The 26,303-nt window shown below is 65.1% G+C and carries 27 protein-coding genes; 15 read left to right on the top strand and 12 right to left on the bottom strand.

Features of this window, described 5'->3' with window-relative positions; translation table 11 throughout:
• Positions 1-58: 58 nt before the first annotated feature.
• From LIX00_RS10435 to LIX00_RS10425, 3 genes are all read left to right on the top strand, one after another.
• The gene (locus LIX00_RS10435) at positions 59-286 is read left to right on the top strand and encodes a hypothetical protein (RefSeq protein ID WP_227353131.1); all 228 of its coding nucleotides are present in this window, start codon (positions 59-61) and stop codon (positions 284-286) included.
• 101 nt (positions 287-387) lie between these two features.
• Positions 388-990 carry a TetR/AcrR family transcriptional regulator gene (locus LIX00_RS10430; RefSeq protein ID WP_227353130.1) on the top strand — a complete coding sequence of 201 codons (603 nt, stop codon included), beginning with the start codon at positions 388-390 and terminating at the stop codon, positions 988-990.
• A complete protein-coding gene (locus LIX00_RS10425; RefSeq protein WP_227353129.1) occupies positions 987-2,477 on the top strand; it encodes an MATE family efflux transporter in 1,491 nt (496 codons plus the stop codon). The genes LIX00_RS10430 and LIX00_RS10425 overlap by 4 nt, the downstream gene beginning before the upstream one ends.
• A gap of 13 nt (positions 2,478-2,490) precedes the next feature.
• Here LIX00_RS10425 and hutH read toward each other — a convergent pair whose 3' ends face one another.
• From hutH to hutU, 4 genes are all read right to left on the bottom strand, one after another.
• The gene (gene hutH, locus LIX00_RS10420; RefSeq protein ID WP_227353128.1) at positions 2,491-4,059 is read right to left on the bottom strand and encodes a histidine ammonia-lyase; all 1,569 of its coding nucleotides are present in this window, start codon (positions 4,057-4,059) and stop codon (positions 2,491-2,493) included.
• 339 nt (positions 4,060-4,398) lie between these two features.
• Positions 4,399-5,664 carry an imidazolonepropionase gene (hutI, locus tag LIX00_RS10415; protein ID WP_227353127.1) on the bottom strand — a complete coding sequence of 422 codons (1,266 nt, stop codon included), beginning with the start codon at positions 5,662-5,664 and terminating at the stop codon, positions 4,399-4,401.
• Positions 5,661-6,602: a formimidoylglutamase gene (gene hutG, locus LIX00_RS10410; RefSeq protein WP_227353126.1), complete on the bottom strand. Its 942-nt coding sequence runs from the start codon at positions 6,600-6,602 to the stop codon at positions 5,661-5,663. The genes hutI and hutG overlap by 4 nt, the downstream gene beginning before the upstream one ends.
• Complete coding sequence (hutU, locus tag LIX00_RS10405) at positions 6,599-8,326, bottom strand: urocanate hydratase (protein ID WP_227353125.1); 1,728 nt, start codon at positions 8,324-8,326, stop codon at positions 6,599-6,601. The genes hutG and hutU overlap by 4 nt, the downstream gene beginning before the upstream one ends.
• An 86-nt stretch (positions 8,327-8,412) precedes the next feature.
• Here hutU and LIX00_RS10400 point away from each other — a divergent pair, with 86 nt between their 5' ends.
• Entirely contained in the window at positions 8,413-9,057 is a 645-nt protein-coding gene (locus tag LIX00_RS10400; protein WP_227353124.1) for a helix-turn-helix domain-containing protein, read from the top strand.
• Here the strand turns inward: LIX00_RS10400 and LIX00_RS10395 are convergent, their stop codons facing one another.
• Positions 9,058-9,891 (bottom strand): mechanosensitive ion channel family protein, encoded by an 834-nt coding sequence (locus LIX00_RS10395; RefSeq protein WP_227353123.1) that lies wholly within the window; start codon positions 9,889-9,891, stop codon positions 9,058-9,060.
• A gap of 94 nt (positions 9,892-9,985) precedes the next feature.
• Here LIX00_RS10395 and LIX00_RS10390 point away from each other — a divergent pair, with 94 nt between their 5' ends.
• Positions 9,986-10,390: a DUF8146 domain-containing protein gene (locus LIX00_RS10390; RefSeq protein ID WP_227353122.1), complete on the top strand. Its 405-nt coding sequence runs from the start codon at positions 9,986-9,988 to the stop codon at positions 10,388-10,390.
• A gap of 23 nt (positions 10,391-10,413) precedes the next feature.
• Here the strand turns inward: LIX00_RS10390 and LIX00_RS10385 are convergent, their stop codons facing one another.
• From LIX00_RS10385 to LIX00_RS10360, 6 genes are all read right to left on the bottom strand, one after another.
• On the bottom strand, positions 10,414-10,869 hold the full coding sequence (locus LIX00_RS10385) for a DUF5814 domain-containing protein (RefSeq protein ID WP_227353121.1): 456 nt from the start codon (positions 10,867-10,869) through the stop codon (positions 10,414-10,416).
• 72 nt (positions 10,870-10,941) lie between these two features.
• A complete protein-coding gene (locus LIX00_RS10380) occupies positions 10,942-11,553 on the bottom strand; it encodes a cupin domain-containing protein (RefSeq protein WP_227353120.1) in 612 nt (203 codons plus the stop codon).
• A 69-nt stretch (positions 11,554-11,622) separates the two neighbouring features.
• The gene (locus tag LIX00_RS10375; RefSeq protein ID WP_227353119.1) at positions 11,623-12,465 is read right to left on the bottom strand and encodes a polyprenyl synthetase family protein; all 843 of its coding nucleotides are present in this window, start codon (positions 12,463-12,465) and stop codon (positions 11,623-11,625) included.
• A 102-nt stretch (positions 12,466-12,567) separates the two neighbouring features.
• Positions 12,568-13,524 (bottom strand): electron transfer flavoprotein subunit alpha/FixB family protein, encoded by a 957-nt coding sequence (locus tag LIX00_RS10370; protein ID WP_227353118.1) that lies wholly within the window; start codon positions 13,522-13,524, stop codon positions 12,568-12,570.
• Positions 13,521-14,312: an electron transfer flavoprotein subunit beta/FixA family protein gene (locus LIX00_RS10365; RefSeq protein ID WP_227353117.1), complete on the bottom strand. Its 792-nt coding sequence runs from the start codon at positions 14,310-14,312 to the stop codon at positions 13,521-13,523. The genes LIX00_RS10370 and LIX00_RS10365 overlap by 4 nt, the downstream gene beginning before the upstream one ends.
• A gap of 76 nt (positions 14,313-14,388) precedes the next feature.
• Entirely contained in the window at positions 14,389-15,351 is a 963-nt protein-coding gene (locus LIX00_RS10360) for a helix-turn-helix transcriptional regulator (RefSeq protein ID WP_227353116.1), read from the bottom strand.
• 276 nt (positions 15,352-15,627) lie between these two features.
• Here LIX00_RS10360 and LIX00_RS10355 point away from each other — a divergent pair, with 276 nt between their 5' ends.
• Together LIX00_RS10355 and LIX00_RS10350 are read left to right on the top strand one after the other, a co-directional pair.
• Entirely contained in the window at positions 15,628-16,866 is a 1,239-nt protein-coding gene (locus tag LIX00_RS10355; protein ID WP_227353115.1) for a DUF7096 domain-containing protein, read from the top strand.
• Between the two features lie 27 nt (positions 16,867-16,893).
• The gene (locus tag LIX00_RS10350; protein WP_227353114.1) at positions 16,894-17,358 is read left to right on the top strand and encodes an archaellin/type IV pilin N-terminal domain-containing protein; all 465 of its coding nucleotides are present in this window, start codon (positions 16,894-16,896) and stop codon (positions 17,356-17,358) included.
• Between the two features lie 7 nt (positions 17,359-17,365).
• Here LIX00_RS10350 and LIX00_RS10345 read toward each other — a convergent pair whose 3' ends face one another.
• Positions 17,366-17,995 carry a methyltransferase domain-containing protein gene (locus tag LIX00_RS10345; RefSeq protein WP_227353113.1) on the bottom strand — a complete coding sequence of 210 codons (630 nt, stop codon included), beginning with the start codon at positions 17,993-17,995 and terminating at the stop codon, positions 17,366-17,368.
• Between the two features lie 192 nt (positions 17,996-18,187).
• Between LIX00_RS10345 and ahaH the strand changes: the two genes are divergently transcribed.
• The 8 genes from ahaH (at position 18,188) to LIX00_RS10305 (ending at position 26,303) form a co-directional block, all read left to right on the top strand.
• Complete coding sequence (ahaH, locus tag LIX00_RS10340; protein WP_227353112.1) at positions 18,188-18,520, top strand: ATP synthase archaeal subunit H; 333 nt, start codon at positions 18,188-18,190, stop codon at positions 18,518-18,520.
• A complete protein-coding gene (locus LIX00_RS10335; RefSeq protein ID WP_227353111.1) occupies positions 18,507-20,660 on the top strand; it encodes a V-type ATP synthase subunit I in 2,154 nt (717 codons plus the stop codon). The genes ahaH and LIX00_RS10335 overlap by 14 nt, the downstream gene beginning before the upstream one ends.
• Before the next feature lie 193 nt (positions 20,661-20,853).
• Positions 20,854-21,129: an ATP synthase subunit C-like protein gene (locus LIX00_RS10330; RefSeq protein ID WP_227353110.1), complete on the top strand. Its 276-nt coding sequence runs from the start codon at positions 20,854-20,856 to the stop codon at positions 21,127-21,129.
• Positions 21,130-21,153: 24 nt separating this feature from the next.
• Positions 21,154-21,735: a V-type ATP synthase subunit E gene (locus LIX00_RS10325; protein WP_227353109.1), complete on the top strand. Its 582-nt coding sequence runs from the start codon at positions 21,154-21,156 to the stop codon at positions 21,733-21,735.
• Positions 21,732-22,787: a V-type ATP synthase subunit C gene (locus LIX00_RS10320; RefSeq protein WP_227353108.1), complete on the top strand. Its 1,056-nt coding sequence runs from the start codon at positions 21,732-21,734 to the stop codon at positions 22,785-22,787. Before LIX00_RS10325 ends, LIX00_RS10320 begins: the two co-directional genes overlap by 4 nt.
• Positions 22,784-23,125 carry a V-type ATP synthase subunit F gene (locus LIX00_RS10315; RefSeq protein WP_227353107.1) on the top strand — a complete coding sequence of 114 codons (342 nt, stop codon included), beginning with the start codon at positions 22,784-22,786 and terminating at the stop codon, positions 23,123-23,125. The genes LIX00_RS10320 and LIX00_RS10315 overlap by 4 nt, the downstream gene beginning before the upstream one ends.
• Entirely contained in the window at positions 23,122-24,882 is a 1,761-nt protein-coding gene (locus LIX00_RS10310) for an ATP synthase subunit A (RefSeq protein ID WP_227353106.1), read from the top strand. The genes LIX00_RS10315 and LIX00_RS10310 overlap by 4 nt, the downstream gene beginning before the upstream one ends.
• Complete coding sequence (locus LIX00_RS10305; protein ID WP_227353105.1) at positions 24,882-26,303, top strand: ATP synthase subunit B; 1,422 nt, start codon at positions 24,882-24,884, stop codon at positions 26,301-26,303. The genes LIX00_RS10310 and LIX00_RS10305 overlap by 1 nt, the downstream gene beginning before the upstream one ends.

Raw genomic sequence — 26,303 nt, 5'->3', positions numbered from 1 at the left:
GTTAGCATGATGTGCAACGCGCGACGCGTGCGACGAACGAACGAGCCCATCGAGAGCGATGCCTGACGAGCGCACCTCGCCGAGCGGCGGCTGGGAAGACGTGTACGATTCGATGGACGTAGAGACGTCCGCCGAAGGGCCGGCACACCCGTGTCCGGAGTGCGGCGCGGAATCGACGCGCATCTTCCGACGCGTGTTCGAGTGCGAGGAACACGGCGTCTGGGCGCTCGACAGGACGGGGAAACCGCGAACCGGAACCGACCCCGAGCGGTCGGAAGCCGACTGACCAGCGCGATCCGGGGCGCGATGAGATGGGGTGTGATATCCTACGTCTCGAAACACCTTTTACTGACTGACCAGTTAGTCAGTACAAGGTGAACGGAAATCGTGAACAGTGAAACCGAAGACGAACTGATGCAGGCCACCTACAGCGCGCTCTGCGAGAACGGCTTCGCGTCGCTTCGGATGCAGGATATCGCGGACGAGTCCTCGAAGAGCAAGGCGACCCTCCACTACTACTACGATAGCAAGCACGAACTGCTGGAGACGTTCCTCGACTACCTCTACGAGTCGTTCGCCGAGCGCATCGAGGCGGACGACGACGAATCGCCGGCAGAGCAACTGTTCGGCCTCGTCGATTTGCTGCTCGAACGGGACGCGTCCGAGAGTAAACGGGAGTTTCGAACTGCCATCCTCGAAGTCAAAGCGCAAGGACCGTACGACGACGCGTATCGCGAAAAGCTCGAGCGATTCGACCGACTGCTCCACGACCGCATACGCTCGATCGTGGAGTCGGGACAGGAAGACGGGTCCTTCCGAACGAGCGTCGACGCGGACGACGTGGCGGATTTCATCGTGACCGTCGTCAACGGCGCGCAGACTCGGCACGTCGCGGTCGACCACGACATCGCTCGAACGAAACGGACGCTCGTCGCGTTCGTCCGTGAGCAACTGCTGAGCGACGACGCGGCGGAGGTCGTTCCGGAGTGAGCCTGAGCCGTCACCTCCGAGGGCTGTTCAAGTCGCCGGAGGAGCTCGATCTCACGTCGGGTAGCATTGGGAAACCCCTGCTCTACCTCTCGCTCCCGATCGTCATCACGAACCTCTTCCAGACGGCGTACAACCTCGCGGACACCTTCTGGCTCGGGCAGTACAGCACGACCGCGCTCGCGGCGATCTCCTTCGCGTTCCCGATGGTGTTCCTACTCATCGCCCTCGCGCTCGGACTGTCGGTCGCGGGGAGCGTGCTGGTCGCGCAAAACGTGGGCGCGGGACGGGAACGACGAGCCGAGTACGCGGCCTCCCAGACGGTCACGTTCTCGATCATCGCGTCGCTCGTCCTCGGAGCCGTCGGCTACGTGTTCGTGGACGAGTTCCTCAACTTGCTGGGGGCGGACCCCGACGTCGCCCCGCTCGCGACCTCGTACATGCAGGTGTTTTCGGTCGGGTTAGTCGCGGTGTTCGGGTTCGCGGTGTTCATCGCGCTGATGCGTGGCTACGGCGACACGGTGACGCCGATGCTGGTCATGTTCGGCTCCGTCGTGTTGAACATCTTCCTCGATCCGTTCCTTATCTTCGGCTTCGAGGCGAACCCGCTGTTCGGCTTCCTCGGCCTTCGGGGTTTGGAGGCGACGCTGTTCGAACTGACCAGCTACGCGGGATCGGGCATCGAAGGGGCCGCGATAGCGACGGTGTTCTCGCGACTGCTGGCGCTCGCGGTCGGCCTCGCCATCATGTTCGAGGGTGACAGGGGCGTTCGAATCCGCCTCGACCAGATGGCTCCCGACTTCGAGTACGCGAAACGACTCGTCGACATCGGCGTTCCGGCTTCCATCGAGGGAACCGGACGGGCGCTGTCCATCAACCTCCTCCTGTTCATCATCGCGTCGTTTCCGGAGACCGTCGTCGCGGCCTACGGGATCGGGACGCGCGTCTTCTCGGTCATCTTCCTGCCCGCCATCGCGTTCTCGCAGGGGGTCGAGACGATGACGGGACAGAACATTGGTGCCGGTGAGGTCGACCGTGCGAAACGGGCGAACCACTTCGGTGCGAAGGTGATGCTGGTCACGCTGACGGCCCTCGGCGTGATCGCCTTCCTGGCGGCGAGACCGATCGTCTCGGTGTTCACGAGCGATCCGAACGTCGTCGAAGTCGGCACGACGTTCATGCGGTACACGGCCCTGACGTTCGGTTTCATCGGGGTGATGCGCTCGTACAGCGGCGGCTTCCGCGGGGCCGGAAAGACGCTCGTCGCGGCGGCCATCGCGATCGCCATGCTCGGCGTGATCCGATTCCCCGTGGCGTGGGTCGGCGCGAACGCACTCGGTTCGACCGGGGTCTGGATCGCGTTCGTCGTCTCGAACGTCTCGGGCGGCGTCATCGCCTACCTTTGGTTCCGCAGAGTGTCGTGGACCGATGTGGACGTGACCCGCGACGAGGGGCCGACCGAGATGGCGGGCGCGACGGGAAACGACTGAGAATCGACGCCCGCTACTCGAGCGATTCGTTCAGCGCGTCTTCGACGCGCTCTTCGAGCAGACCGGACCCGACGAGAGTTTCGACCGCGGAGATATCCTCGTGAATCGGTCGGTCGTCGGTGAGCGGCGGCACGACCTCGCGAACCGCATCGTAGGCCGCGCCGGTGCCGACGCCGTGTGTGAGGTCGTCGATGAACTCCGCGGCCTGCGCGCCGCAGGCGAGTTCGATGCCGACCACGGCGAGCGCGTTCTCCACCGCCCGCCGGGCGTTGAACGCGCTCTGTGCGCTCATGCTCACGTGGTCTTCCTGATTTCCGCTGACGGGCGTGTTGTCCATCGAGGCGCGGCCGATGGAGCGGTTCTCGTTCACCAGCGCGGCGGCGGTGTACTGTGCGATCATGTAGCCCGACCGCAAGCCGCTGCGTTCGGTGAGGAACGGCGGGAGGTGCGGTTCCTGAACGTTCGGGTTGAGCATCCGGTCGACGCGGCGCTCCGAGATGGCCGCGAGTTCGGTGACGGCGTTCGTCAGGTAATCCAGCGGGAGCGCGAGCGGGTCGCCGTGGAAGTTACCGCCCGAGAGGACGGCGGCGTCGCCGGTTCCGCTCGCCCGACTGTTCACCGAATCGGCCGGGAAGATGAGCGGGTTGTCGGTCGCGCTGTTGAGTTCGATTTCGACCGCGTCCCGGAGGTGGGCGACGGCGTCCCGAACCGCGCCGTGAACCTGCGGGAGACAGCGAATCGAGTAGGCGTCCTGCACCCGGTCGCAGTTGCGGTGCGACTCGACGATTTCGGAGTCGGCGGTGAGGCACTTCACGTTTCGCGCGCTCTTCGCGTGGCCGGCGTGGGGGCGAACGTCGGCGATGGCCGGGTCCGACGACGCGGTGGTTCCCATCGTCACCTCCGTGGTGAGCGCCCCGGCGATGTCCGCCGCGCGAATCGCGCGCTCCGCGTCGCAGACGGCGAGAGCGGCGAGACCGACCGAGAGTTGGGTTCCGTTGATGAGCGCCAGCCCCTCCTTCGCGGCGAGGGTGAGCGGTTCGAGTCCGATCATCCCGAGGGCGTCCTCGCCGTCCATCCGCACCTCGCCGATGGTCGCGGTTCCCTCGCCCATCAGCACCAGCGCGAGGTGCGCGAGCGGCGCGAGGTCGCCGCTGGCCCCGAGGCTCCCGCGCGAGTTGACCACGGGATGGACGCCCTCGTTCAGCATCGTCACGAGGTGGTCGACCACGATTTCGCGGACGCCGGAGTAGCCCTTGACGAGCGCGTTGACGCGCCCGACCATCATCGCCCGAATTTCCTCGCGGGTCAGTTCCCGGCCCGCTCCGGCGGCGTGACTCCGGACGAGGTTGGTCTGGAGCGTCTCGATGTCCTCCTGGGGGATTCGCTCGTCCACGAGTTCGCCGAAGCCGGTGTTGACGCCGTACACCGCCTCGCCGCTCTCGACGACCGCTTCGACGCGTTCACGGGAGGTTCGGACTCGTTCGCGGGCTTCGTCCGGGACGAAAACCGTCGCGTCGTCGCGCGCGACTCGCTCTACGTCTTCCGGTGTCAGGGATTCGCCGTCGATTCTGATTTCGGTCATTTCTTTATCAACTCCTTCGAAAGGTCGTTACAGCTGATCATTTTGGCGTTGAGACAGTCGCAGTTGCAGTAAACGTGACCTCGAAAGCCCTCGCCCGCTCGTTGTACTCGCTCCCTGCGATGCTTACGGGGTCGTGCTTCGCGTACCGACCTCGCCCCTTGCCCTGACGGTGGACGAGCACTGGAGCGAAGCGAAGCGCGCAGTCGGCTGGGGAGGGTGTGGGTTGCGGTGGTGGTGTAGTTTAGGTGGATCGAAAGGATTCGGGGGCTTTCCGGGACAACGTTACAGCGCTGACGCAGTCCACTCGAAGCAATCGCCCGACGTAGCGTCAGTTTCGTTTTATTCACGATGAACCACCTCGCCGCCTTTCACGACAGTCTCCACCGCGTTGACGCCGAAGTTGTAGGGCACGTGGACGTAGCTCGGCGCGTCGAGCACCGCCATATCGCCAGGTGCTCCCGGCTGGAGCGTCCCCGTCCCGTCCTCGATGTCGAGCGCCTTCGCGGCGTTCTTCGTGCCGGCGACCAGCGCCTCGGCGGGCGTCATCCCCATCTCGACGCAGGACAGCGACGCGGCGAAGCCCATGCTCTGGGAGTAGCAGTTCGGGTTGAAGTCCGTTGCGACGGCGACGGGCGCACCGGCGTCGAGGAACGCCCGCGCGTCGGCGTACTCCGCGCCGAGGCCGAAGGCGGTTCCGGGGAGCAGGACGGGCACCACGCCCGCCTCGACGACGGCGTCGACGTCCTCCCGCGTCGCGTACAGGAGGTGGTCGGCGCTGGTCGCGCCGAGTCTGGCGGCGAGTTGCGTCCCGCCGATGTGCGCGAGTTCCTCGGCGTGCACCTTCGGCGTCAGCCCGTGCTCCTCGCCCGTCACCAGCACGCGGCGCGACTGCGGGACGCTGAAGACGCCCTCCTCGCAGAACACGTCGCAGAAGCGCGCGATGCCCTGCTCCGCGACCGTCGGAATCTGCTCTTCGACCACCTCGTCCACGTAGTCGTCCGCGTCCCGACCCTCGGGAACCGCGTGCGCGCCCATGAAGGTCGGCACCACGTCGACGGCGTGCCGGTCGTCCGCGCGGGCGATGACGTCGAGCATCCGCAGTTCCGTCCCCGTATCGAGGCCGTAGCCCGATTTCACCTCCACCGTCGTCGTCCCGTGGGCGAGCATCGTGTCGAGGTGAGAGAGGAGGTTCGAGAGCAGTTCCTCGTCGCTGGCCTCCCGCGTCGCCCGGACGGTGCGGAGGATGCCGCCTCCCTCAGCGAGAATCTCCTGGTACGTCTTCCCGCGCAGTTTCGCCTCGAACTCGTCGGAGCGGTCGCCCGCGAACAGGGCGTGGGTGTGCGGGTCGACGAAGCCCGGAACGACCGCCTTGCCGCGGGCGTCGATCGCGTACTCCGCGTTCTCCGGCGGATATTCGCGCGTTACGGGGCCGGTCGCGCCGACCCGCGCGACCTCGCCGTCGACCACCGCTATCGCGGCGTCCTCGTAGATGCCGAGCGAACTGTCCTCCTCCACGGTGACTACCTGCGCCGCGCCGTGAACCACGGCGGTGCCGCCGGAGGCGGAGTCCGAACCGCGGTCGGGGTCGCCGTTCGAGTCGCTCATCGGCCACCTCCCAGCGCGGCGAGGAAGTGAGCGATTGCCCGCGCACCCGCCGCCGCGGTCAGGTTCTCGCGGTCGAGCGACGGCGCGCACTCGACCACCTCGAAGCCCGCGACCCGGTCGTCGCTTGCGGCGAGTCGGAGCATCCGGAACAGTTCGCGGGTCGTGACGCCGCCCGGCGTGGGCGCGCTAACCCCCGGCGCGGCGGCGGCGTCCAGCACGTCCAAGTCGACGCTGACGTAGACGGCGTCCGCGTCGGCCATCGCGGAAAGCGCGGTGTCGACGGCGGACACGGAGTCCTCGACCACCTCCTCCGCCGTGACGATTTCGCCGCCGCGCTCGCGGACGAACTCCGCGTACTCGGTGCTCGTCTCGAAGTGGCGCGCGCCGACGCAGGCGTAGGCGTCCAGTCCGTCATCGTACAGTTGGCGGTAGGGCGTCCCGCTGGTCGGGTCGTCGCGCACCTCGCGTACGTCGAGGTGCGCGTCGAAATTGACGACGCCGAGCGAACCGCCGTCGAGGAGGGGCGCGGCGTTCGGGTAGGTGAGCGAGTTGTCGCCCCCGAGGAAGACCGGGAAGGCGTCGGCGTCGTGGAGTCGCTCCGAGAGGACGCCGACGTGCCGCTGAACGGTTTCGACGGTCGGCGGTTCGGCGGCGTCGAACGGGAGGGCGCAGTCGCCCGCGTCGGCGACGCGTCCGACCGGTCCGGCGTCGAAGTGGTGCGTCTTCACCGACGCGAGCGCCTCGCGGAGCGCGGCGGGGCCGTCCGCCGCGCCCTTCCGACCGATGACCGCCCGGTCGAACGGTTCGCCGAGGAGCACGGCGTCGTACTCGCCCGCGGCGTCGAGCGAGTCGACGGGTTCGACCGCGTCGCCGAACTGCTCGTCGTTCGGGTCGGACGAGGCCCCCGTCCACTCGAAAGTGCGCGTGAACTCGCTCATCGTCGGTTTCGCATCGGAATCGGAACGTTCGATTTCTCCGCCTGTTCGAGCGCGACGTCGTAGCCCGCGTCGGCGTGGCGAATCACGCCCGTACCGGGGTCGGTCGTGAACACCCGGCGGGCCTTCTCCGCCGCGAGATCGGAGCCGTCGAGGACGACGTGGTTGTTCGAGTGGAGCGCGTTGCCGATGCCGACGCCGCCCCCGTCGTGGACGCTCACGATGTCCGCGCCCGCCGCGCAGTTGAGCAGGGCGTTCAGGATGGGCCAATCGGCGACGGCGTCGGAGCCGTCGCGCATGGCCTCCGTCTCGCGGTTCGGGCTGGCGACCGAACCGGCGTCTAGGTGGTCGCGCGTCACGACGATGGGGGCCTCAATTTCGCCTTCCGTGACGAGGTCGTTGATTCGGAGGGCGAAGCGGGCGCGCTCCGTGAGTCCGTCGTCATCGGTGTCGTATCCGAGCCAACAGACGCGCGAGGGGAGGCCCTGAAACGCGACCCGCTCCTGCGCGAGGTCGATCCAGCGGTGGAGCTGTTCCTTCTCGGGGAACAGTTCTTTCACCGCCTCGTCGGTGCGGTGGATGTCGTCGGGGTTCCCCGAGAGCGCGGCCCACCGGAACGGACCTTTCCCCTGACAGAAGAGCGGTCGGATGTACGCCGGGACGAAGCCCGGATAGTCGAAGGCGTCCGCCATCCCCCGGTGTTCTTTCACCTGCCCGCGGATGTTGTTGCCGTACTCGAAGGCCACCGCGCCGCGGTCCTGCATGTCGAGGATGCCCCGCACGTGGCGCTCCATCGTATCGAGACTCTCCTCGACGTACCGCTCGCGGTTCTCGTCGCGGAGTTCGTCGGCCTCTTCGACCGAGTATCCCGAGGGGTAGTAGCCCTCCAGTTCGTCGTGGGCGCTCGTCTGGTCGGTGACGACGTCCGGGACGAAGTCGCGGTCGAGCATCCCCTCCAGCATGTCGGCGGCGTTGACGTGGACGCCGACTGAGTAGGGTTCGCCCGCCTCCGCGGCCTCCTCCGCTCGGCGGATGGCCTCGTCCAAATCGTCGGTCTTCTCCATGCAGTAGCCGGTCTCGATTCGGCGGTCGATGCGGGATTCGTCCACCTCGGCGGCGACACAGACGCCGCGGTTCATCGTCACCGCGAGGGGTTGGGCACCGCCCATCCCGCCGAGTCCGCCCGTGACGACGATTCTCCCCTCGAGGCTACCGCCGTAGTGCTCGTCCGCGAGCGCGGCCAGCGTCTCGTATGTTCCCTGGATGATGCCCTGCGTTCCGATGTACGCCCACGACCCGGCGGTCATCTGGCCGTACATGATGAGGCCCTTCGCTTCGAGTTCGTGGAAGTGCTCCCAGTCGTCCCACTTCCCGACGAGGTTCGAGTTGGCGATGAGCACGCGTGGGGCGCGTTCGTAAGTCGTGAATCGACCTACGGGTTTGCCCGACTGGACGAGGAGCGTCTCGTCGTCTTCGAGTTCGCGCAGTTCGGCCACGATGGCGTCGTAGGCGTCCCAACTGCGGGCCGCCCGCCCGGTGCCGCCGTAGACGACGAGGTCTTCCGGTCTCTCGCCCACCTCCGGGTCGAGGTTGTTGTTCAGCATGCGGAGGGCCGCCTCCTGTCGCCACCCCTCGCACTCGATGTCCGTCCCGGTCCGCGCGCCCTGGTGTTCGCGCCACTGGGCGCTCGGTTCGCCCACGCCGTGGGATTCGACTCGCTCTTCCATACCGTGTCATTGGTGCGCGAAGTGCAAATAGCCAAGGCCACGCCTACGGAGGGTTCTTTAAATACTCGCCGCGAGAACGGCGGGTCATGCACGAGGTCGCGATGCGAATCGAACAGGCCAGCGCGTGCGCGAACGCGACGGAGGGGAGCGAGACGACCATCGAGTTGTGGTGCAACGACCACTGCGACCTCCTCCACGTGAGTGGTCCGGCGGGGCGGGCCGCGCTGGAGCACGTCGACGGACTCGTCGGCGTGCGGGAACTGCTGGTCGACGGCGACGAGCGATTGGCGATGACCGAGGCGTGCCTGCGGGACCGCGAGGCGGACACCGTCGAGTCGTTTCTCGCCCGGCACGGGTGCCTGCTCGTGCCGCCCTTGCGCTACGCGGACGGCGAGAAGTGGTGTCGAGTGCTCGCGCTCGATTCCGGGAGGTTGACCGACCTCTACCGCGATTTGGCGGAGGAGTTCCCGGTGACGGTCGAGTCGAAGCGCGAGATTTCCGCGGTGCCTGGCGACCGTCCGCTGCTCACGCCGGAGACCGCCCTGCCCGACCTCTCGCCCCGCCAGCGCGAGGCGCTGGTTACGGCCCACGAACGGGGCTACTACCGGATTCCGCGCGAGACGACGACGGCCGACGTCGCCGCGGAGATGGGGGTCGGACGCCGGACGGCGGAAGAACACCTGCGGCGGGCGGAGAACAAACTGGTCGCGGGAATGGTGTCGTTCTACTGATTAGCCGGAAAGCGAAATGCCCGCCTCGTCGAGGCGTCGTTCGACCCGCCGGAAGAACTCCGAGCGGGCCGCCACGAACTCCGAGTGGTTCGGGTCGTCTATCCAGAAGCGTACTTCCACGTCGATTCGGGAGTCGTTCATATCGACGATTCTAACGGACGGCTCGGGGTCGTCCGAGACGGCGTCGTTGCGCTCGGCCTCTTCCAACAGAATCGCGCTCACCGCGTCGACGTCCGCGCCGTAGCCGACGGGGAACACGTGGGTGACGCGGAGGGCGTCTCCGGCGACCGAATTCGTCACGGCGTTGGTCGCGAGCACGGAGTTCGGCACCGTGATGAGTTCGTTGTCGAAGGTTCGGACGCGGGTCACCCGGAAGGTGATGTCCTCGATGACGCCCTCGTTTTCCGTCCACCGAATCCAGTCCCCGATGTTGAACCGCGGGTCGGTGACGATGAAGACGCCGCTGACGAAGTTCGACGCGATGTCGCGCGTCGCGAAGCCGACCGCGATGGTCAACGCGGCCGCGAGCGTCGCGGAAGCGCCGAAAACGTCGATCCCCGCGAGGTCGAGCGCCAGCAGTATCCCCGCGAACCAGATTCCCGCGCGGACGACGCGCAGTATCGCTCCCCGGACGGTGAGATTGACGTCGCGAACGCGGAGCGCGCGCTCGGCCAGCGGTTCGAACGCGAACCGGCCGGCGGCGTGGATGACGGCGAGCGAGACGACGAAGACCGTCATCCCCACGGCGTACTCCGGAATCTTATCGAGCAGTTCCAGGTTGTCGAGCAACCTCCCCAACAGCGACCGAAGCCGGACGAAGACGCCTCCCTGCACGTCGATTCCCGATGGCCGACGCGCACCTCAGGGTTATGGCCAACGACCGTCTGACGAAACCTTAAGTGGTGTTAGAACGCGAATGTACCTAACGATGGGCAACAAGAACAAGACGATCTCCTTCCGGGTCAACGAAGACGCCTTCGAAACCCTGCGGGAGATCGCGGAGAAGCGCGACATCTCCCTGTCGGCGGTGTTCCGCGACTACGTGGACATGCTCGTCGCCCACGACGGGAAGATACGGGTCGTTCCCGAAAATCAGGTCGAGGAGAGCGACGGGGAGTCGTTCCCGCCGAAGGTCGAGGTGCCGAAGAGCTTCGTCCGCGAGCACGAGCGCCTCGAACTGGAGGCCGAACACCTCCGCGAGCAGTTACAGGAGCACAAGCAGTTCGTCCGCCACCTCCAGACGAAGGTGGACGACGAGGCAGAAGAGGAGGTCATTCAGTTGGAGGAACTGGACGACGAGATGGAGAGCGACGAACCGTTCCGCCTCGGGTAGTCGGTAGCCGTCGAAACCGACGGTTACCCGGACAGCGAGCGTTTCTTCTGTCGAGCGCGCGCTTCCATCGAGTCGTTTCCTTCCACGTCGGCGAGTTCTTCGACGGCTTCGAGCGTCCGCACCGAATCGTCCAGAAACGAGAGGATGTCGCCCGAGTAGGCGTACACCATGTAGTCGTCGCTCATCACGTCCACGATGGCGTCGGGGCCGAAACCGCTTTCGCGCAGTTCCAGCAGGTAGCGCATGAACTTCCGCTCCGGACAGCCGCAGTAGGGATTGCTCTGACAGTCGCAGTCGAGGAAGTCCTCCGCGAAGTCGAGGACGCGGTCTCGCGTCGCCTCGTCCAGTTTCTGGAGCCCCTCGCCCTGAAAGAGGATATCCAGCGTCGCGCCCTTGAACGCCCCCTTCGGGATGTTCGTGTCCAACTGCGAGGAGATCTGGCGGTGGTTCTTGACGTATATCTTGTCCGTGATAGCCACGCTTAGCGGAGGTTACTCGATTCCCCCGGATAAGGGTGTCGTCGAGTCGGGGGGTCGCTCGGCGAACGGCGACTACTCGGCGAGCGGAGGCTTCTCGAACGCGGCACCGCAGTCGGAGCAGACGACGACCGTCCCCGTCTCCCCGATGGTGACGCGCAACTCGCGACCGCACTCGGGACACCCCTGCGGGACGCGCTCGGCCCCGCAGTTCGGGCAGACGAACGCGGGCACCGCATCGCCGGTCTCCAAGCGCACACCGTCGTGGGCGCACTCGGGACAGTCCACGGGGATGCGCACGTCCTCGCTGTCGCGGGGTGCCCCGAGCGCGAGCACGACGAGTTCGTCGTCGGATTCGTTCCCGCCCGACTGGAACTCGCCGGGGGCGAACCTGATGGCCTCGCCCGCGCCGACGGTGACTTCTCCACCTTCGCCCGAAGATACGTCGTTCGCGCTATCGCCGCTCCGCGGCGCGTACGTCTCGAAGGTCGCTTCACCCTCGACGACGACGAACACCTCCTCTTGGTCCGCGTGGGCGTGAAGCCCGCCGGGGAGTCTCTCGCCGGGAGGGAGCCGATAGTGGTTGAGCGCGACGCCGGTCGTTCCCAGCGGTTCGGACAGTTTCCGCCGGTCGCCGTCGTTCCCCGCGGCGTTCGATTCCACGTCGTCGATGGCGACTTTCTTCACGGCTGTTAGTTCGACCAGTACCGACAAATGCGTTTAGGAGACCGAACTCGGAGCGGTTCTGCTTTCCGCTTAGTGTTCGCGCGTGACGACGAACTCCGCGAAGTCGCGCAGATACTCCAGCGCCTCGGAGTCCAGCGCGTCCACCCTGTCGAGGGCGGCCAGCGCCGCGTCGGACTGCTCGCGGGCCAGTTGGTTCGCCTCGTCCGCGCCGAGGTCGGTGACCTGCACGATGGAGGGGCGGCCGATCTCCTCGTCCTGCCCCGTCGGCTTGCCGAGTTCGTCCGGATCCGCGGTGGCGTCGAGCACGTCGTCCCGAATCTGGAACGCGACGCCGACTCGTTCGGCGTACTCGCCGAAGGCGTCGACCGTCTCCGGGTCGCTCCCCGCCGCCAGCGCCCCGAGTTCGGCGGCGGCGCGGAACAACGCCCCAGTCTTCCGACGCGCGAGTTCCATGTACTCCGACTGGTTCGACGGGAAATCCACCAGTTCCGACGCCTCGCCCATCCCGAGTTCTATCATCGACTCCGCGACGACCTCCATCGCGCGGGGGTCCGGCGAGAACAGTTCGAACGCCTCGCCGAGCATCCCGTCGCTGGCGATGATGGCCGGTCCGTGGCCGTACTCCGCCCACGCGCTCGGCGTCCCTCGGCGCACGTTCGAGCGGTCGATGATGTCGTCCACCACGAGCGAAGCGTCGTGGACGAGTTCGACGCCGACGGCGAAATCGACGGCGTCCTCGGCGTCGCCGCCCGCCGCCTCGCAGACCAACACGGCCACCGTCGGGCGAACTCGCTTCCCACCCGAGAGCGCCGTGTGTGCCAGCCGTTCCGATAGTTCGCGTGGGTCGACCCGCTCGACGACCTCCTCCAACCGGTCTTCGACGAGCGTCCTGCGGGCCATCAGGTACTCCATTCGTGTGTGCTTCGGAACGGGGGACGCAAATACGTGACGGGTTCAGTCGCCCATCAGAACGGCGTGAATCGATGGAAACGCGCATTTTCGCGGGGAGAAAAGTTACGACTCGAACTGCTCGGTGAGTTCCGGAACCACGTCGAACAGGTCGCCGACGATTCCGTAGTCGGCGATGTCGAAGATGGGCGCGTTGGGGTCGGTGTTGATGGCGATGATGGTGTCGGCACCCTTCATGCCGGCGACGTGCTGCACCGCGCCGGAGATCCCGATGGCGAGGTACACCTTCGGCGTCACCTGCTTTCCGGACTGGCCGACCTGTCGGTTCTTCGGGAGCCAGCCGTTGTCCACGATGGGACGCGACGAGGAGAGCGTCGCGCCCGTCGCCTCGACGAGGTCTTCGATGAGCGGGAGGTTCTCCTCTTCCTCGATACCGCGTCCGATGCTGACGAGGAACTCCGCCTCGCTGATATCGACGTCGCCCCCGCCGACCTCCTCGAAGCCGGTGACCGACGAACGAATCGCGGACTCGTCCGGTTCGAAGTCGAACGCGGAGACCTCGGCTTCGCTGACGCCCTCGGCCTCGGGCCACTCGGCTCCGCGCGTCGTGACGGCGAACCGGTCGCCGTCGACTTCCACCGACGTTTCGACCTTCGAGCCGTACATCTCGCGGGTGACGACGAGCGTGTCGTTGTACTCGAAGCCGACCGCGTCCGTCACGAGCGGTAGGTCGAGGTGGTTGGCGACCGCCGGCGCGTAGTCCAGTCCGTTGACGCTGTTCGGCATGAGGAGGAACGTCGGCGTGAGGTCGTCGTACAGCGCGCAGACGGCCTGCACGTACACGTCGTGGTTGAACTCCTCGCCGTACTCGACGGTGTGGATGGCGTCCACGCCCTGCCGGTTCAGGTCGTCCGCGAACTCGTCCACGTTGCCGCTGATGACCGCGAGGTGGAGGTCGCCGCCCGCGTCGTCCGCGAGTTCGCGCCCGGCGGTGATGACCTCGAAGCTCTCGTCGCGGAGTTCGCCGCGGCGGTGTTCCGTGACGGCGAGAACGTCGCTCATTCTGCCACCCCCTTCTCGCGGAGAACGTCGGCTAACTGCGCGGCGGTCTCCTCGGCGCTCCCTTCGAATATCTTAGCGTCGCTCTCGCTTTCGGGTTCGTACATCTCGGTCAGCGTCAGGTCGCTCTTCAGTTCGTCGGCGTTCAGATCGAGGTCGTCGAAGCTCTTCGGCGCGATTTCCTTGCTCTGGGCCTGGCGAATACCCCGCAGACTGGCGTACCGCGGTTCGTTGATACCAGTCTGAATCGTGAGGACGGCGGGGAGTTCCACCTCGGTGATCTCCTCGACGCCGCCCTCCAGTTCGCGGTGGACGTGCGCGACGCCGTCGTCGGTGTCCATCTCGAGGGCGTTCACGACCGCGGCCCACTCGAACCCGATGCTGTCGGCGAGCGCGACGCCGGTCGCGCCGAAGGCGTCGTCGCCGGCCTGCACGCCGGTCAGCACGATGTCCGGGTCTTCCGCTTCGACGACGGCGGACAGAATCTGCGTCTTGGTCTTCACGTCGAGGAGTTCGGCGTCTTCGAGCGCCTCGTCCCAGACGCGAATCGCGCGGTCGGCACCCTTCGCGAGCGCCATCCGAATCGTCTCTTCCGCGCGCTCCGGGCCGATGGTGACCGACACAACCTCGTCGGCGATGCCGGCTTCGTTCATCTGGACGCCCTCCTCGACCGCGTAGTCGTCCCACTCGTTCAGGTCGTACTCGAGGTATCGGTCGTCAACCTCGGTCCCTTCGACTTCGAAGTCGTCTGCGAGTTCGGCGACTTCCTTCACCGTTACAAGGACCTTCATAATCAATTCGTTTCCGGGAAGGGGGTAAACGTTTTCGAAACTGGCGACAATGCAACTCCCGTACCCCTCGATTTTCTTATTCGTCGTCGAAGTCGGCGACGTTCTCGTCGGGGAGCGTGATGAGGTTCTCGCGTCCGATGCGGAGTTTGTCGACGCGTCCCTCGTCGGCCATCGAGGAGAGCAGTTGGGAGACCTTCGCGTTCGACCAGTTCGTCTCCGTGACGATTTTGGCCTGCTTCATCCGGCCGCCGTTCTGCTCCAGCAGGTGTTCCACGCGCTCCTCGTCGGACAGGAGGTCGAGGTCGGGTTCGTCGTCCGATTCCGGCACGGGTTCGGGGTCCGGCGGTGCGACGGGCGAGCGTTCGTCCGAAGACGAGTCGTCCACCGACTCGTCGCGGCGCTGTATCAGGACGTAGAGGCCGGCGCCGCCGGTACCGAGGGCGAGCAGGAGCAGGGCGATGCCGGAGAAATCGGACACGGGGAGCCCTCCCTGCCCTTGGCCTTCTTTGACGTACGTCACGTCGATTTCGCCGGGCGACAGCGATCTCGGTCCCTCCAAACGAATCGTCCCGTTGTTGTGGCCGAGGTTCGGCGAGTTCTGGATTCGATACCCGTCGGGGCTCGCGAGGACGAGTCGTTGCTCCGCGGAGAGCGACTGCAGCCACGTCGATTCGTCGTCGAGCAGGAACGCGTCGCGGAGGAGCAGCCTATCACCCTCGACTCGGGTGAAGTTCGTCCAGATGAACGACAGATACAGCGTCCCGGTGTCGTTGTTGACCGTGTACCCCCGGTTCACGTCCCGAATCTTCATCTCGCGTCCTGTCTCGGTCTTCGCGCGGATGATACGACGGAACGTGTCCACGGAGAAGCCCACCTCCTCGTTCCCCCTGGCGAACTCCGTTCCGAGTTCCTTGAACGCGGCCGTTTCGTTCTCGCTTCGGAGCGCGAACTCCATCGAAACGTTCCACTTGGCGTCACCGTCGGGTTGCGGTGTGATCCGAATCGTGGTTCCGTTCACCGCCGTCTCGTTCGTTGCCACACCGTGAGCAACCGCACCACCGGCACCGATCGAATCGACCGACCGCGTACCGCCGGCAGTGACGGTGGTACCCGCTACGAGGAGGGAGAGGAGGACCACGAGGAGGGCGGGGTGTAACCGCATACCCTTGTGTGGTCAACCAGGTAAGAAAATACTTTCCATCTAATCAATAAAACATCAGCGGGCGGCCAACCTGATTCCCGTCGTCGGAACCGTTCATACAACGGTTCCGGAATACCATACGTATTTTAACGAGGTGGTTCGTACGTATCCGATATGAGTCGGGTTCTCCCCGTCGCGCTAGCAGTCCTCCTCGTCCTCTGCTCACCCGCCGCCGCGTTCGAAACCGGGTCGCCGAACCTCGATTCCGGCTCGGGAGACCCGAAAAACATCGTGAAGCCGCCCGACTTCAACGACACGGCGTCCCATCTGAGCATCGGGAAACCGGATCGAACCGACACGTACACTCCGTCCGTCGACCTCGGTGCGGCGCTGACGATGGACAGGGCCGAGGTCCGAACGCAGAAACGAATGTACACGCTCAACGAGCGGTTGGCGAACGCCGACACTCAGCAGGCGAAAGAGCAGGTGCTCATCCGACACACGGCCGAACTCGAATCGCGGCTATCGTCGCTGAACTACACGGAGCGGACGATCAGCAAGCGGTTCAACAGCGGCGAGATAACCACCCAGCAGTACGTGAGGCGACTCGCCGTTCTCGACGTGAAAGCGAGAAACATCGCCCGCTCCATCGAGCACTTCGACGATAAGGGAGACGCCGTTCCGAGCTTCGCACCGCCGGTGCGGAGACTCAGGGCCAACCTCTACTCGTTACGAGGTCAAGTGCGCCAGTACGCTGCTGATCGGTTCCGAGGGCGGTCCGAACCGCGTCCCATCTACGTCGCGACGACGAACACCGGCGTCGTCTTATCGACCATCGAGGGGAGCCGGTACGTCAGGGAGGCGTTTCGCGCTGACTACCGGAAGCCCGGCGAGGCGAAAGCGTTGCTGGTCCAGCGAGCGGCGAACATCACGCTATCGCAGTATCCGTGGCTGAACGGGCACGAAAAATCGCCCAGCACGGATTACGGCGCGGGGGTCTACCCGAGCATCATCCCGTATTCGCAGGGAGTGGTCAAGCCCGTACTCGACAGCGGCACCGAGAAAATATTCCGCGAGACGCAGTACAAGTATCTGACCGGCACCAACCACATCCCGTACGGAACGGCCGTCCGGAACAACTCGACGACTCTCAACCTCGCCGTCAACCGGACGTACTCCGGCGGACCGCTTCGAATCAACCTGACCGACGCCGGCGGCGACCCCGTCAACGGGAGCGTCTCGATCGGAGAGACCTACGTCGGACAAACCGGAGACGACGGCGTCTTGTGGACCGTCTCCCCGAGACAAACGTTCACCGTCTCGACCACGCGCAATTCCGAGACGGTGAACGTGACGCTCGTTCCGTATGGTGTGACGGCGACGAACTCAACGACCGGCCCACCCGAAACTTGAAGTGCCGAAACGGGTCCACTCCGAGCCGTGTCGAATCGCGCCCTCTCACCCGTCGTCGCAACCGTCCTTCTGATAGTCGTCACGCTCGTCCTCGCCGGAACGGTCGGAACGGTGGCGTTGGAGTCGGCGACGCTCCGAGAACCGACGCAAGTCGCCGTCGACGTCTCCGCCGACGCGGACGCCGACCGCCTGACGTTCGTCCATCGCGCGGGCGACCCGCTTTCGGTCGACGGCCTCGCCGTTCGCGTCAGCGTGAACGGAACGCCGCTCGAACGACAACCCCCGATACCGTTCTTCTCGGCGGCGGGGTTCCGACCGGGACCGACGGGGCCGTTCAACAGCGCGACGAACTCCTCGTGGAGCGTCGGCGAAACCGCGAGCGTCGAACTCGCCGGTACGAACGCGCCGTTGTTCGAACCCGGAGACACGGTCGTCGTTCGAATATCGGCGGACGGAGTGCTCGTCGTGGGGGTGGAGACGATCGCGCGTTGACGCCGCGTTATCGGTCGCTTTCGGGCACGCGAGCGACGGTCGTGATGGCGATGTCGGGGTCGTAACTCGGCCCCATCTCCCGGTGCCGGATGTCCTCGTATCCCGCTTCGCGGAACATCCGATCCGCCTCGGCGCGGTCGTAGAAGAGCATTATCGCGTCGGCAAGTTTCTGCATGACGCTCGTTCCGGGGTAGTTCGGTCCGACGACGAGCACCTCGCCGCCGGGTTTCGCCACGCGGCGCAGGTCGCGGAGCGTCGCGACTGGGTCGGGCCAGTACTCGATGGAGCCGGACGACCAGACCACGTCGAACGAGTCGTCTCTAAACGGGAGTCGCTCGGCGTCGCCGCGGTAGAAGCTGACGGGGTCGTGTTTGCCGAGTTTCGCCCACGCCTTCTCCAGTTGGTGGACGCTCTGGTCCAAGCCGTGGACGTTTCGCGTTTGTTCGAGCAGACCCTCGGTGGCGAAACCGGTGCCACAACCCACGTCGAGCACTCGGTCGTCCTCCTCGATGTCGAGCATCGACAACGCCTCGGCGCGCATCTCCTCGTTCCAGATGAACGGGTTGACCTGGTCGTACACCTTCGAGAGGTACTTGTAGAAGATTCGTGCTCGGCGTTTGTCCTCGAGGATACCCATTGTCCGGCGCTTGGAACCGGGTTGCCATGAATCCCCACCTTTCGACGCGATCGTTCACAGGGAGACGGTCAGCACGCGCTCGCGGCGTCGCGCGGCGACCACCGACCGTCGTAAAAGGTCGCGGTCAAAGGGGCGCGTAGTGGTTTCGCAAGTAGTTTATAGCCAGTGGCGCAACCTTTCCGTGATTACTGTATGCCGAGGCCAGAGGTTCTCGAACGGGTACGTGAGGCCGAAGACGAGGCTGACAACATCGTCGCGGAAGCCGAGGACGACCGCGAGGAGCGGATCTCCGAGGCCCGCGAGCGCGCGGAGGAGATCCGCGCGGAAGCCGAGGAGGAGGCCAAGGAACTGGAAGAAAAACGGCTGGCTGACGCGCGCGAGGAGATAGAATCCGAACGCGAGACCCTGCTCGCCGAAGGCGAGCGGGAGCGCGAGGAGCTCGAAACGCGCGCAGAAGGGAACGTCGACGACACCATCGAATTCGTCATCGAGCAGTTCCGGGAGGCGGTGCATGCTCAGACCTGAGCAGATGAGCAAGGTCTCGGTGACCGGGTCGCGGGTAGTCATGCCCGAGGTCATCGAGACGGTCCACGACCTGAACCTCGTTCACCTGTCGGACTACGACGGGTCGTGGGAAGGATTCGACCCCGGTAACCCCATCGAGGGTGCGGACGAGGCGTCCGACAAGCTCGTCACCGTCCGTTCACTCGAGAGCATCCTCGACGTGGACGACGACGACGCCGGGCCGCAGCGAATCGTCACGGACGACGCGCTGGACGACGAACTGGCGGGCATCCGGGCACAGGTCAACGAACTCGACGACCGCCGGAACGAACTCGAAGACGAACTCCGCGCCGTCGAGGACCGCATCGACTCGATGGAGCCGTTCGCCGAGCTCGGAATCGACCTCGACCTGCTGTCGGGCTACGACAGCTTGCAGGTCGCGGTCGGCGAAGGCAACGCGGAGGATATCGAGCACGCACTCGCCGACGCCGACGACATCCGAGAGTTCGAACTGTTCACCGAGGGGAAGACGCTCGCCGTCTTCGCGTACCCCGTGGACGGGGCCGACGAGGAGGCGCTGGCCGACGCGCTGGTCGGCGTCGACTTCGCGTCGTACGAAGTGCCGGAGGCGTCCGGCAGCCCGGAGGATTACGTCTCGGAGCTTCGACACGAGCGCCAGAAGCTCGAATCGAAGCTCAGCGGCGTCGAAAACGAGCTCCACGACGTGAAACTCGACGCGGCCGGATTCATCCTCGCTGCCGAGGAGAAACTGGCCATCGAGGTGCAGAAGGCGGAAGCGCCGCTCCAGTTCGCGACGACCGAGAACGCCTTCGTCGCCGAGGGCTGGATTCCGACCGACCGCTACGCGCAACTGACGACCGCGCTCGACGAGACGGTCGGCGACCACGTCGAAGTGGACGAACTCGAACGCGCCGACTACGAGGCGCACGACGGTCACCACGCCCCCCTCGAACAGGCCGAGGAGACGGGCGTCGCCACGGACGGCGGCCACAGGATGGGCGACGACAGTCCGCCCGTCATCCAGAACAACCCCGGCCCGGCCAAACCGTTCGAACTGCTGGTCGAGACCATCAACCGACCGAAGTACTTCGAGTTCGACCCGACGGTCGTCCTGTTCCTCACGTTCCCGCTCTTCTTCGGATTCATGATCGGCGACCTCGGCTACGGCCTCCTGTACATGGGCATCGGCTACTGGCTGTACAGTAGCTTCGACAGCGACGCCATCAAGAGCCTCGGCGGTATCGCCATCTGGGCCGGCGGCTTCACCGCGCTGTTCGGTATCTTGTACGGCGAAATATTCGGTTTGCACTTGCTCGGTGAGATTATCTACGGTAGCGGCGGACCACCGATTCACAAGGGTCTCCAGCCCGCGGAAGGCACCTACGCCCTCGGCTGGCTGGTGCTGAGCCTGCTGGCCGGTATCGCTCACCTCACCATCGGTTGGGGATTCGACTTCATCGAGAACCTCGAACACGGCTTCAAGGACGCGATGACCGAGAGCGGTTCGTGGCTGCTGATGATGTTCGGCCTCTGGGCGTGGATCTTCGCCGGCGCGTCCGGTAATGCACCCGAGATTCTCGTCGGGGAGAAGAGCGTCTTCGCCGGCCATCCGTTCCCGCTCGGATTCGCCGGCTTCCCCGAACCGATCGGTCTCATCGGACTCGGCGTGTTCTTCGTCGGGCTCGTCCTCCTCGTGTTGGGCGAACCCATCGAAGCCGTCGAGTTCCTGAACGTGCTGGTGAACGTCCTCTCGTACACTCGTCTCGCGGCGGTGTTGCTGGCGAAGGCCGGAATGGCGTTCGTGGTCAACCTGCTGTTCTTCGGCGTGTACACCATCAATCACGGACACGGAGAGGAGTACCACTTCATGTTGAACCACGGCCCGAAGTACGTGGCCAAACACCACCACGAAGCCGAGATCATGTTCCCCGGCTTGATGCACTCGGGCGTCGCGGGACTGGTCGGCGGGTTGCTTATCCTCATAATCGGCCACCTGCTCGTCCTCGCCCTCGGCATCACGAGCGCGGGCCTGCAGGCGGTTCGTCTCGAGTACGTGGAGTTCTTCGGTAAGTTCTACGAGGGCGGCGGCGAGGAGTACGAACCGTTCGGCTACGAGCGGACGTACACGACACAGGACTGAGCCCCTATACCTCGTTTTTTCTTTTACGACCGAACTGGCCTCGGTCGTCTTTCCACACTGGCATTTGCTACCATGATTTTGGGCTTACAGCCCCCGATACCAGCAAATCCGGCGAAACGCTTTGGGAAGTTTTAAGAATCTGCTGGCGCGAACTACGACCTGTTCGGCTACAGAGCCTACAGAGGACTAAACCATGATGGAATTCATACTCGCGTTCGTTGACGCGGCTGTACTACTAGCACAGGAAACCGGTCAGAGTGGAGACATAGCCGCCATCCCAGCAAAAACTGGTGCAGCACTCGCCGTCGGTCTCGCGGCGTTCGGTGCGGGCTACGCGGAGCGCGGTATCGGTGCTGCGGCGGTCGGCGCTATCGCTGAGGACCGCGACCTGTTCGGTACCGGGCTGATCATGACGGTGCTGCCGGAAACGCTCGTGATTCTGGCACTCGTCGTCGTGTTCGTGGTCTAAACGCACTTTAACCACTCTTCATCAATGAGCCTGGAAACGGTAGTTGAGGATATTAGAAACGAAGCCCGCGAGCGTGCGGAGGAGATTCGCGCGAAAGGCGAAGCCCGAGCGGACGAGATAGTCGCCGAGGCGGAGTCGGACGCCGAGGAGATTCTCGCGGCGAAAGAGCACGACATCGAGAGCCAGATCAAGCGGGAGCGAGAGCAGAAGCTCTCCAGCGCGAAGCTCGAAGCCAAGCAGAAGCGGCTGGAAGCCCGCCGCGACGTGTTGCAGGAGGTTCGTTCCGACGTGGAAGAGCGAATCGCCTCACTCGGCGGCGACGACCGCGAAGAACTGACGCGGTCGCTGCTCGACGCGGCGGCGGAGGAGTTCGAGGCGGGCAACACCGTCCGCGTGTACGGACGCGCCGACGACGAGGCGCTGCTCACCGACGTGGTCGCCGACTACGACGGCTTCGAGTACGCGGGCGAGTACGACTGCCTCGGCGGGGTCGTCGCCGAGAGCGAGGCGTCCCGCGTTCGCGTGAACAACACGTTCGATTCGGTGCTCGAAGACGTGTGGGAGGATAACCTCCAAGCAATCAGTTCGCGGCTGTTCGAGCAATGAGCACGACCGAAGGGACCTCGAACTACGAGTACGTCTCCGCGCGAGTCAGGGCGCGACGGGCGGCCCTGTTCGACGAGGAGGATTACCGAAAGCTCCTCCGCATGGGACCGGGCGAGATCGCACGGTACATGGAGGAGACCGAGTACGAGTCCGAGGTCAACGCGCTCGGCGCGCGCTACGACGGCGTCGACCTCGTGGAGTACGCGCTGAACCGCAACCTCGCCAAGCACTTCGACGACCTGCTGGACTGGGCCGACGGGAGGCTGTACACCCTCATCGCCCGGTACCTGCGGAAGTTCGACGCGTGGAACGTCAAGACGGCGCTTCGCGGCATCTACGCGGACGCCGACAGCCAGTCGATTCGCGACGACCTGATTCGCGCGGGCGAGTTCGACGAGGAGTTGCTCGATCGTCTCTCCGACGTGGGAACCATCGAGGACGTCGTCGAGATGCTCGACACGACCATCTTCGGCGACCACCTCGAAGCCGCCTACGAGGACTACGAATCCACCGGACTATTGATTCCGCTGGAGAACGCGGTCGACCGCGCGTACTACGAGGGACTGATGGGAGGCGTCTCGGATACCGAGAACCGCGCGACGCAGTTGTACGTCGAGTTCCTGCAAGCCGAGATCGACTTCCGGAACGTGAGAAACGCGCTTCGAATCAGCCGAAGCGGCGCGAACATCGACCCCTCGGAGTACTTCATCGAGGGCGGTCGGCTGTTCAGCGCGAGCGAACTGGGACAGCTCGCGGGTAACACCGAGGAGCTCATCGCCCGCGTTCGAGACAGTCCGTACGGGAGCGAACTCGACGAGGCGCTGGACGAACTGGAGCGAGCCGACAGCCTCATCGGATTCGAGCACGCACTAGATGCTGCACTGCTCGAATACTCGAACCACCTCTCGCACGTGTTTCCGCTGTCGGTGTGTCCGGTGCTGGCGTACGTGCTCGCCAAACAGCGCGAGGTGGACAACATTCGTGCCATCGCGCGCGGGCGCGAAGCCGGATTATCCGAGGACGAGATAGAAGAAGAACTGGTGGTACTATGAGCCAGGAGATAGCCGTCATCGGAAGTTCGGAGTTCACGACCGGGTTCCGACTCGCGGGCGTCCGGAAGTTCGCGAACGTTTCGGACGACGCGAAGGAATCCGAACTGGACGACGCGGTCTCCGGGATGTTGGACGACGACGACGTTGGCATCATCGTGATGCACGACGACGACCTTGCACACCTCTCTCGCAACGTCAGAAACGACGTGGAGACGAGCGTGGAACCCACCCTCGTGACGCTGGGTGGTGGCGCGGGAAGCGGCGGCCTCCGCGACCAGATCAAGCGCGCAATCGGTATCGACCTCATGGACGAAGACGAACAAGGTGACAACGAATGAGCCAGGCAACAGACACCGACGTCGTCCGCGAGGACGGCGTCATTCAGAGCGTGAGCGGTCCGGTCGTGACCGCCACGGACCTCGAAGCCCGGATGAACGACGTGGTGTACGTCGGCGAGGAAGGGCTGATGGGCGAGGTCATCGAAATCGAAGGAAACAGCACGACGATTCAGGTGTACGAGGAAACCTCGAACGTCGCCCCCGGCGAACCCGTCGAGAATACGGGTGAGCCGCTGTCGGTCGACCTCGGGCCGGGCATGCTGTACTCCATCTACGACGGAGTGCAGCGCCCGCTCGACGTGCTCGAAGAGAAGATGGGCGCGTTCCTCGACCGCGGCGTGGACGCACCCGGAATCGACCAGGAGAAGACGTGGGAGTTCACCCCCTCGGTCGAGGAAGGAGACGACGTCGAAGCCGGCGACATCGTCGGCATCGTCCCCGAAACGGAGAGCATCGAACACAAGGTGATGGTGCCGCCGAACTACGAGGGCGGCGAAGTCGTCGCCGTGAAGGAGGGCAACTACGCCGTCACGGACACCGTCGTCGAACTCGACAACGGCGAAGAGATACAGATGCAACAAGAGTGGCCGGTTCGTGAAGCGCGGCCCTCCGTCGACAAGCAGACGCCCCGGACGCCGCTCGTGTCCGGTCAGCGCATCCTCGACGGCCTCTTCCCCATCGCCAAGGGCGGGACGGCCGCGATTCCGGGACCGTTCGGCTCCGGGAAGACGGTGACGCAGCACTCGCTCGCGAAGTGGGCCGACGCGGACATCGTCGTCTACGTCGGCTGCGGCGAGCGCGGCAACGAGATGACGGAAGTTATCGAGGACTTCCCGGAACTCGAAGACCCGCGAACGGGCAAACCGCTCATGTCGCGGACGTGCCTCATCGCCAACACGTCGAACATGCCCGTGGCCGCGCGCGAGTCGTGCATCTACACGGGTATCACCATCGCAGAGTACTTCCGCGACATGGGGTACGACGTGGCGCTGATGGCCGACTCCACCTCGCGGTGGGCGGAGGCGATGCGCGAGATTTCCTCGCGTCTCGAAGAGATGCCCGGCGAAGAGGGGTACCCGGCGTACCTCGCCGCCCGCCTCGCCGAGTTCTACGAGCGCGCGGGCAAGTTCGAGAACATCAACGGAACGGAGGGTTCGGTGTCGGTTATCGGTGCGGTGTCGCCGCCCGGCGGCGACTTCTCCGAGCCGGTGACGCAGAACACCCTGCGCATCGTGAAGACGTTCTGGGCGCTGGACGCCGACCTCGCGGAACGGCGTCACTTCCCGTCCATCAACTGGGACGAGTCCTACTCGCTGTACAAAGACCAACTCGATCCGTGGTACGAGCAGAACGTCGAGCCGGACTTCCCGGAGAAGCGCCAGTGGGCGACCGACGTGCTCGACGAGGAGGGCGACCTGCAGGAGATCGTCCAGCTCGTCGGGAAGGACGCGCTGCCTGAAGACCAGCAGCTCACCCTCGAAGTCGCGCGCTACCTGCGCGAGGGGTGGCTCCAGCAGAACGCGTTCCACGACGTTGACATGTTCTGCTCGCCGGAGAAGACCTACCGGATGCTCGAAGCGATCCAGACGTTCAACGAGGAGGCGTTCGCCGCGCTCGAAGCGGGCGTCCCCGTCGAGGAGATCACCGACATCGACGCCGCTCCGCGCCTGAACCGCATGGGGACGGCCGAGGAGTGGGACGACTTCATCAGCGAAGTCGAGGAAGACATCACCGAACAGCTCAGGGAGAAATACTAATGAAAGAGTATCAGACCATCACGGAGATCAGCGGTCCGCTGGTGTTCGCCGAGGTCGACGAGCCGATCGGTTACGACGAAATCGTCGAAATCGAGACGCCCGCAGGCGACACGCTGCGCGGACAGGTGCTCGAATCGAGCGAGGGACTCGTCTCGATTCAGGTGTTCGAGGGCACCGAAGGTATCGACCGCCAGTCGTCGGTTCGGTTCCTCGGCGAGACCATGAAGATGCCCGTCACGGAGGACCTGCTCGGGCGCGTGCTCGACGGATCCGGTAACCCCATCGACGGCGGCCCCGAAATCGTCCCGGACGAGCGCCGCGACATCGTGGGCGCGGCCATCAACCCCTACGCCCGCGAGTACCCCGAGGAGTTCATCCAGACCGGCGTGTCCGCCATCGACGGCATGAACACGCTGGTTCGCGGACAGAAGCTTCCCATCTTCTCGGCGTCGGGACTGCCGCACAACGAGCTCGCGCTGCAGATCGCGCGACAGGCGAGCGTGCCCGAGGAAGCCGACGAGGAGGGCGAGGGCGGGAGCGAGTTCGCAGTGGTGTTCGGCGCGATGGGCATCACCGCGGAGGAGGCGAACGAGTTCATGGAGGACTTCGAGCGCACCGGCGCGCTGGAGCGCTCCGTGGTCTTCATGAACCTCGCGGACGACCCCGCTGTCGAGCGGACGGTCACCCCGCGACTCGCGCTCACCACGGCGGAGTACCTCGCGTTCGACAAGGACTACCACGTGCTCGTCATCCTGACGGACATGACCAACTACTGCGAGGCGCTGCGCGAAATCGGCGCAGCGCGCGAGGAGGTGCCGGGTCGACGCGGTTACCCCGGATACATGTACACCGACCTCGCGCAACTGTACGAGCGCGCGGGTCGCATCGAGGGTCGCGAGGGCTCGGTCACGCAGATTCCCATCCTCACGATGCCCGGCGACGACGACACGCACCCAATTCCCGACCTCACCGGCTACATCACCGAGGGACAGATCTACATCGACCGCGACCTGAACTCGCAGGGTATCCAACCGCCGATCAACCCGCTCCCCAGCCTGTCGCGGCTGATGGACGACGGTATCGGCGAGGGTCTCACCCGCGAGGACCACTCCGGCGTGTCCGACCAGATGTACGCGGCGTACGCGGAGGGTGAGGACCTGCGCGACCTCGTGAACATCGTCGGTCGCGAGGCGCTGAGCGAGCGCGACAACAAGTACCTCGACTTCGCCGAGCGCTTCGAGAAGGAGTTCGTCGACCAGGGATTCCAGACGAACCGCGACATCGAGGAGACGCTGACCATCGGCTGGGACCTCCTCAGCATGCTGCCGAAGGAGGAACTCAACCGCATCGACGAGGAGTACATCGAGAAGTACTACCCCGAAGAAGAGACGCCGGAAGCCGAAGAAGTCGCGGCCGACTAG

The sequence above is a fragment of the Haladaptatus salinisoli genome, assembly GCF_020614375.1.
GTDB classification, from domain to species: domain Archaea; phylum Halobacteriota; class Halobacteria; order Halobacteriales; family Haladaptataceae; genus Haladaptatus; species Haladaptatus salinisoli.
This window is presented reverse-complemented; position numbering and strand designations above follow the sequence as displayed.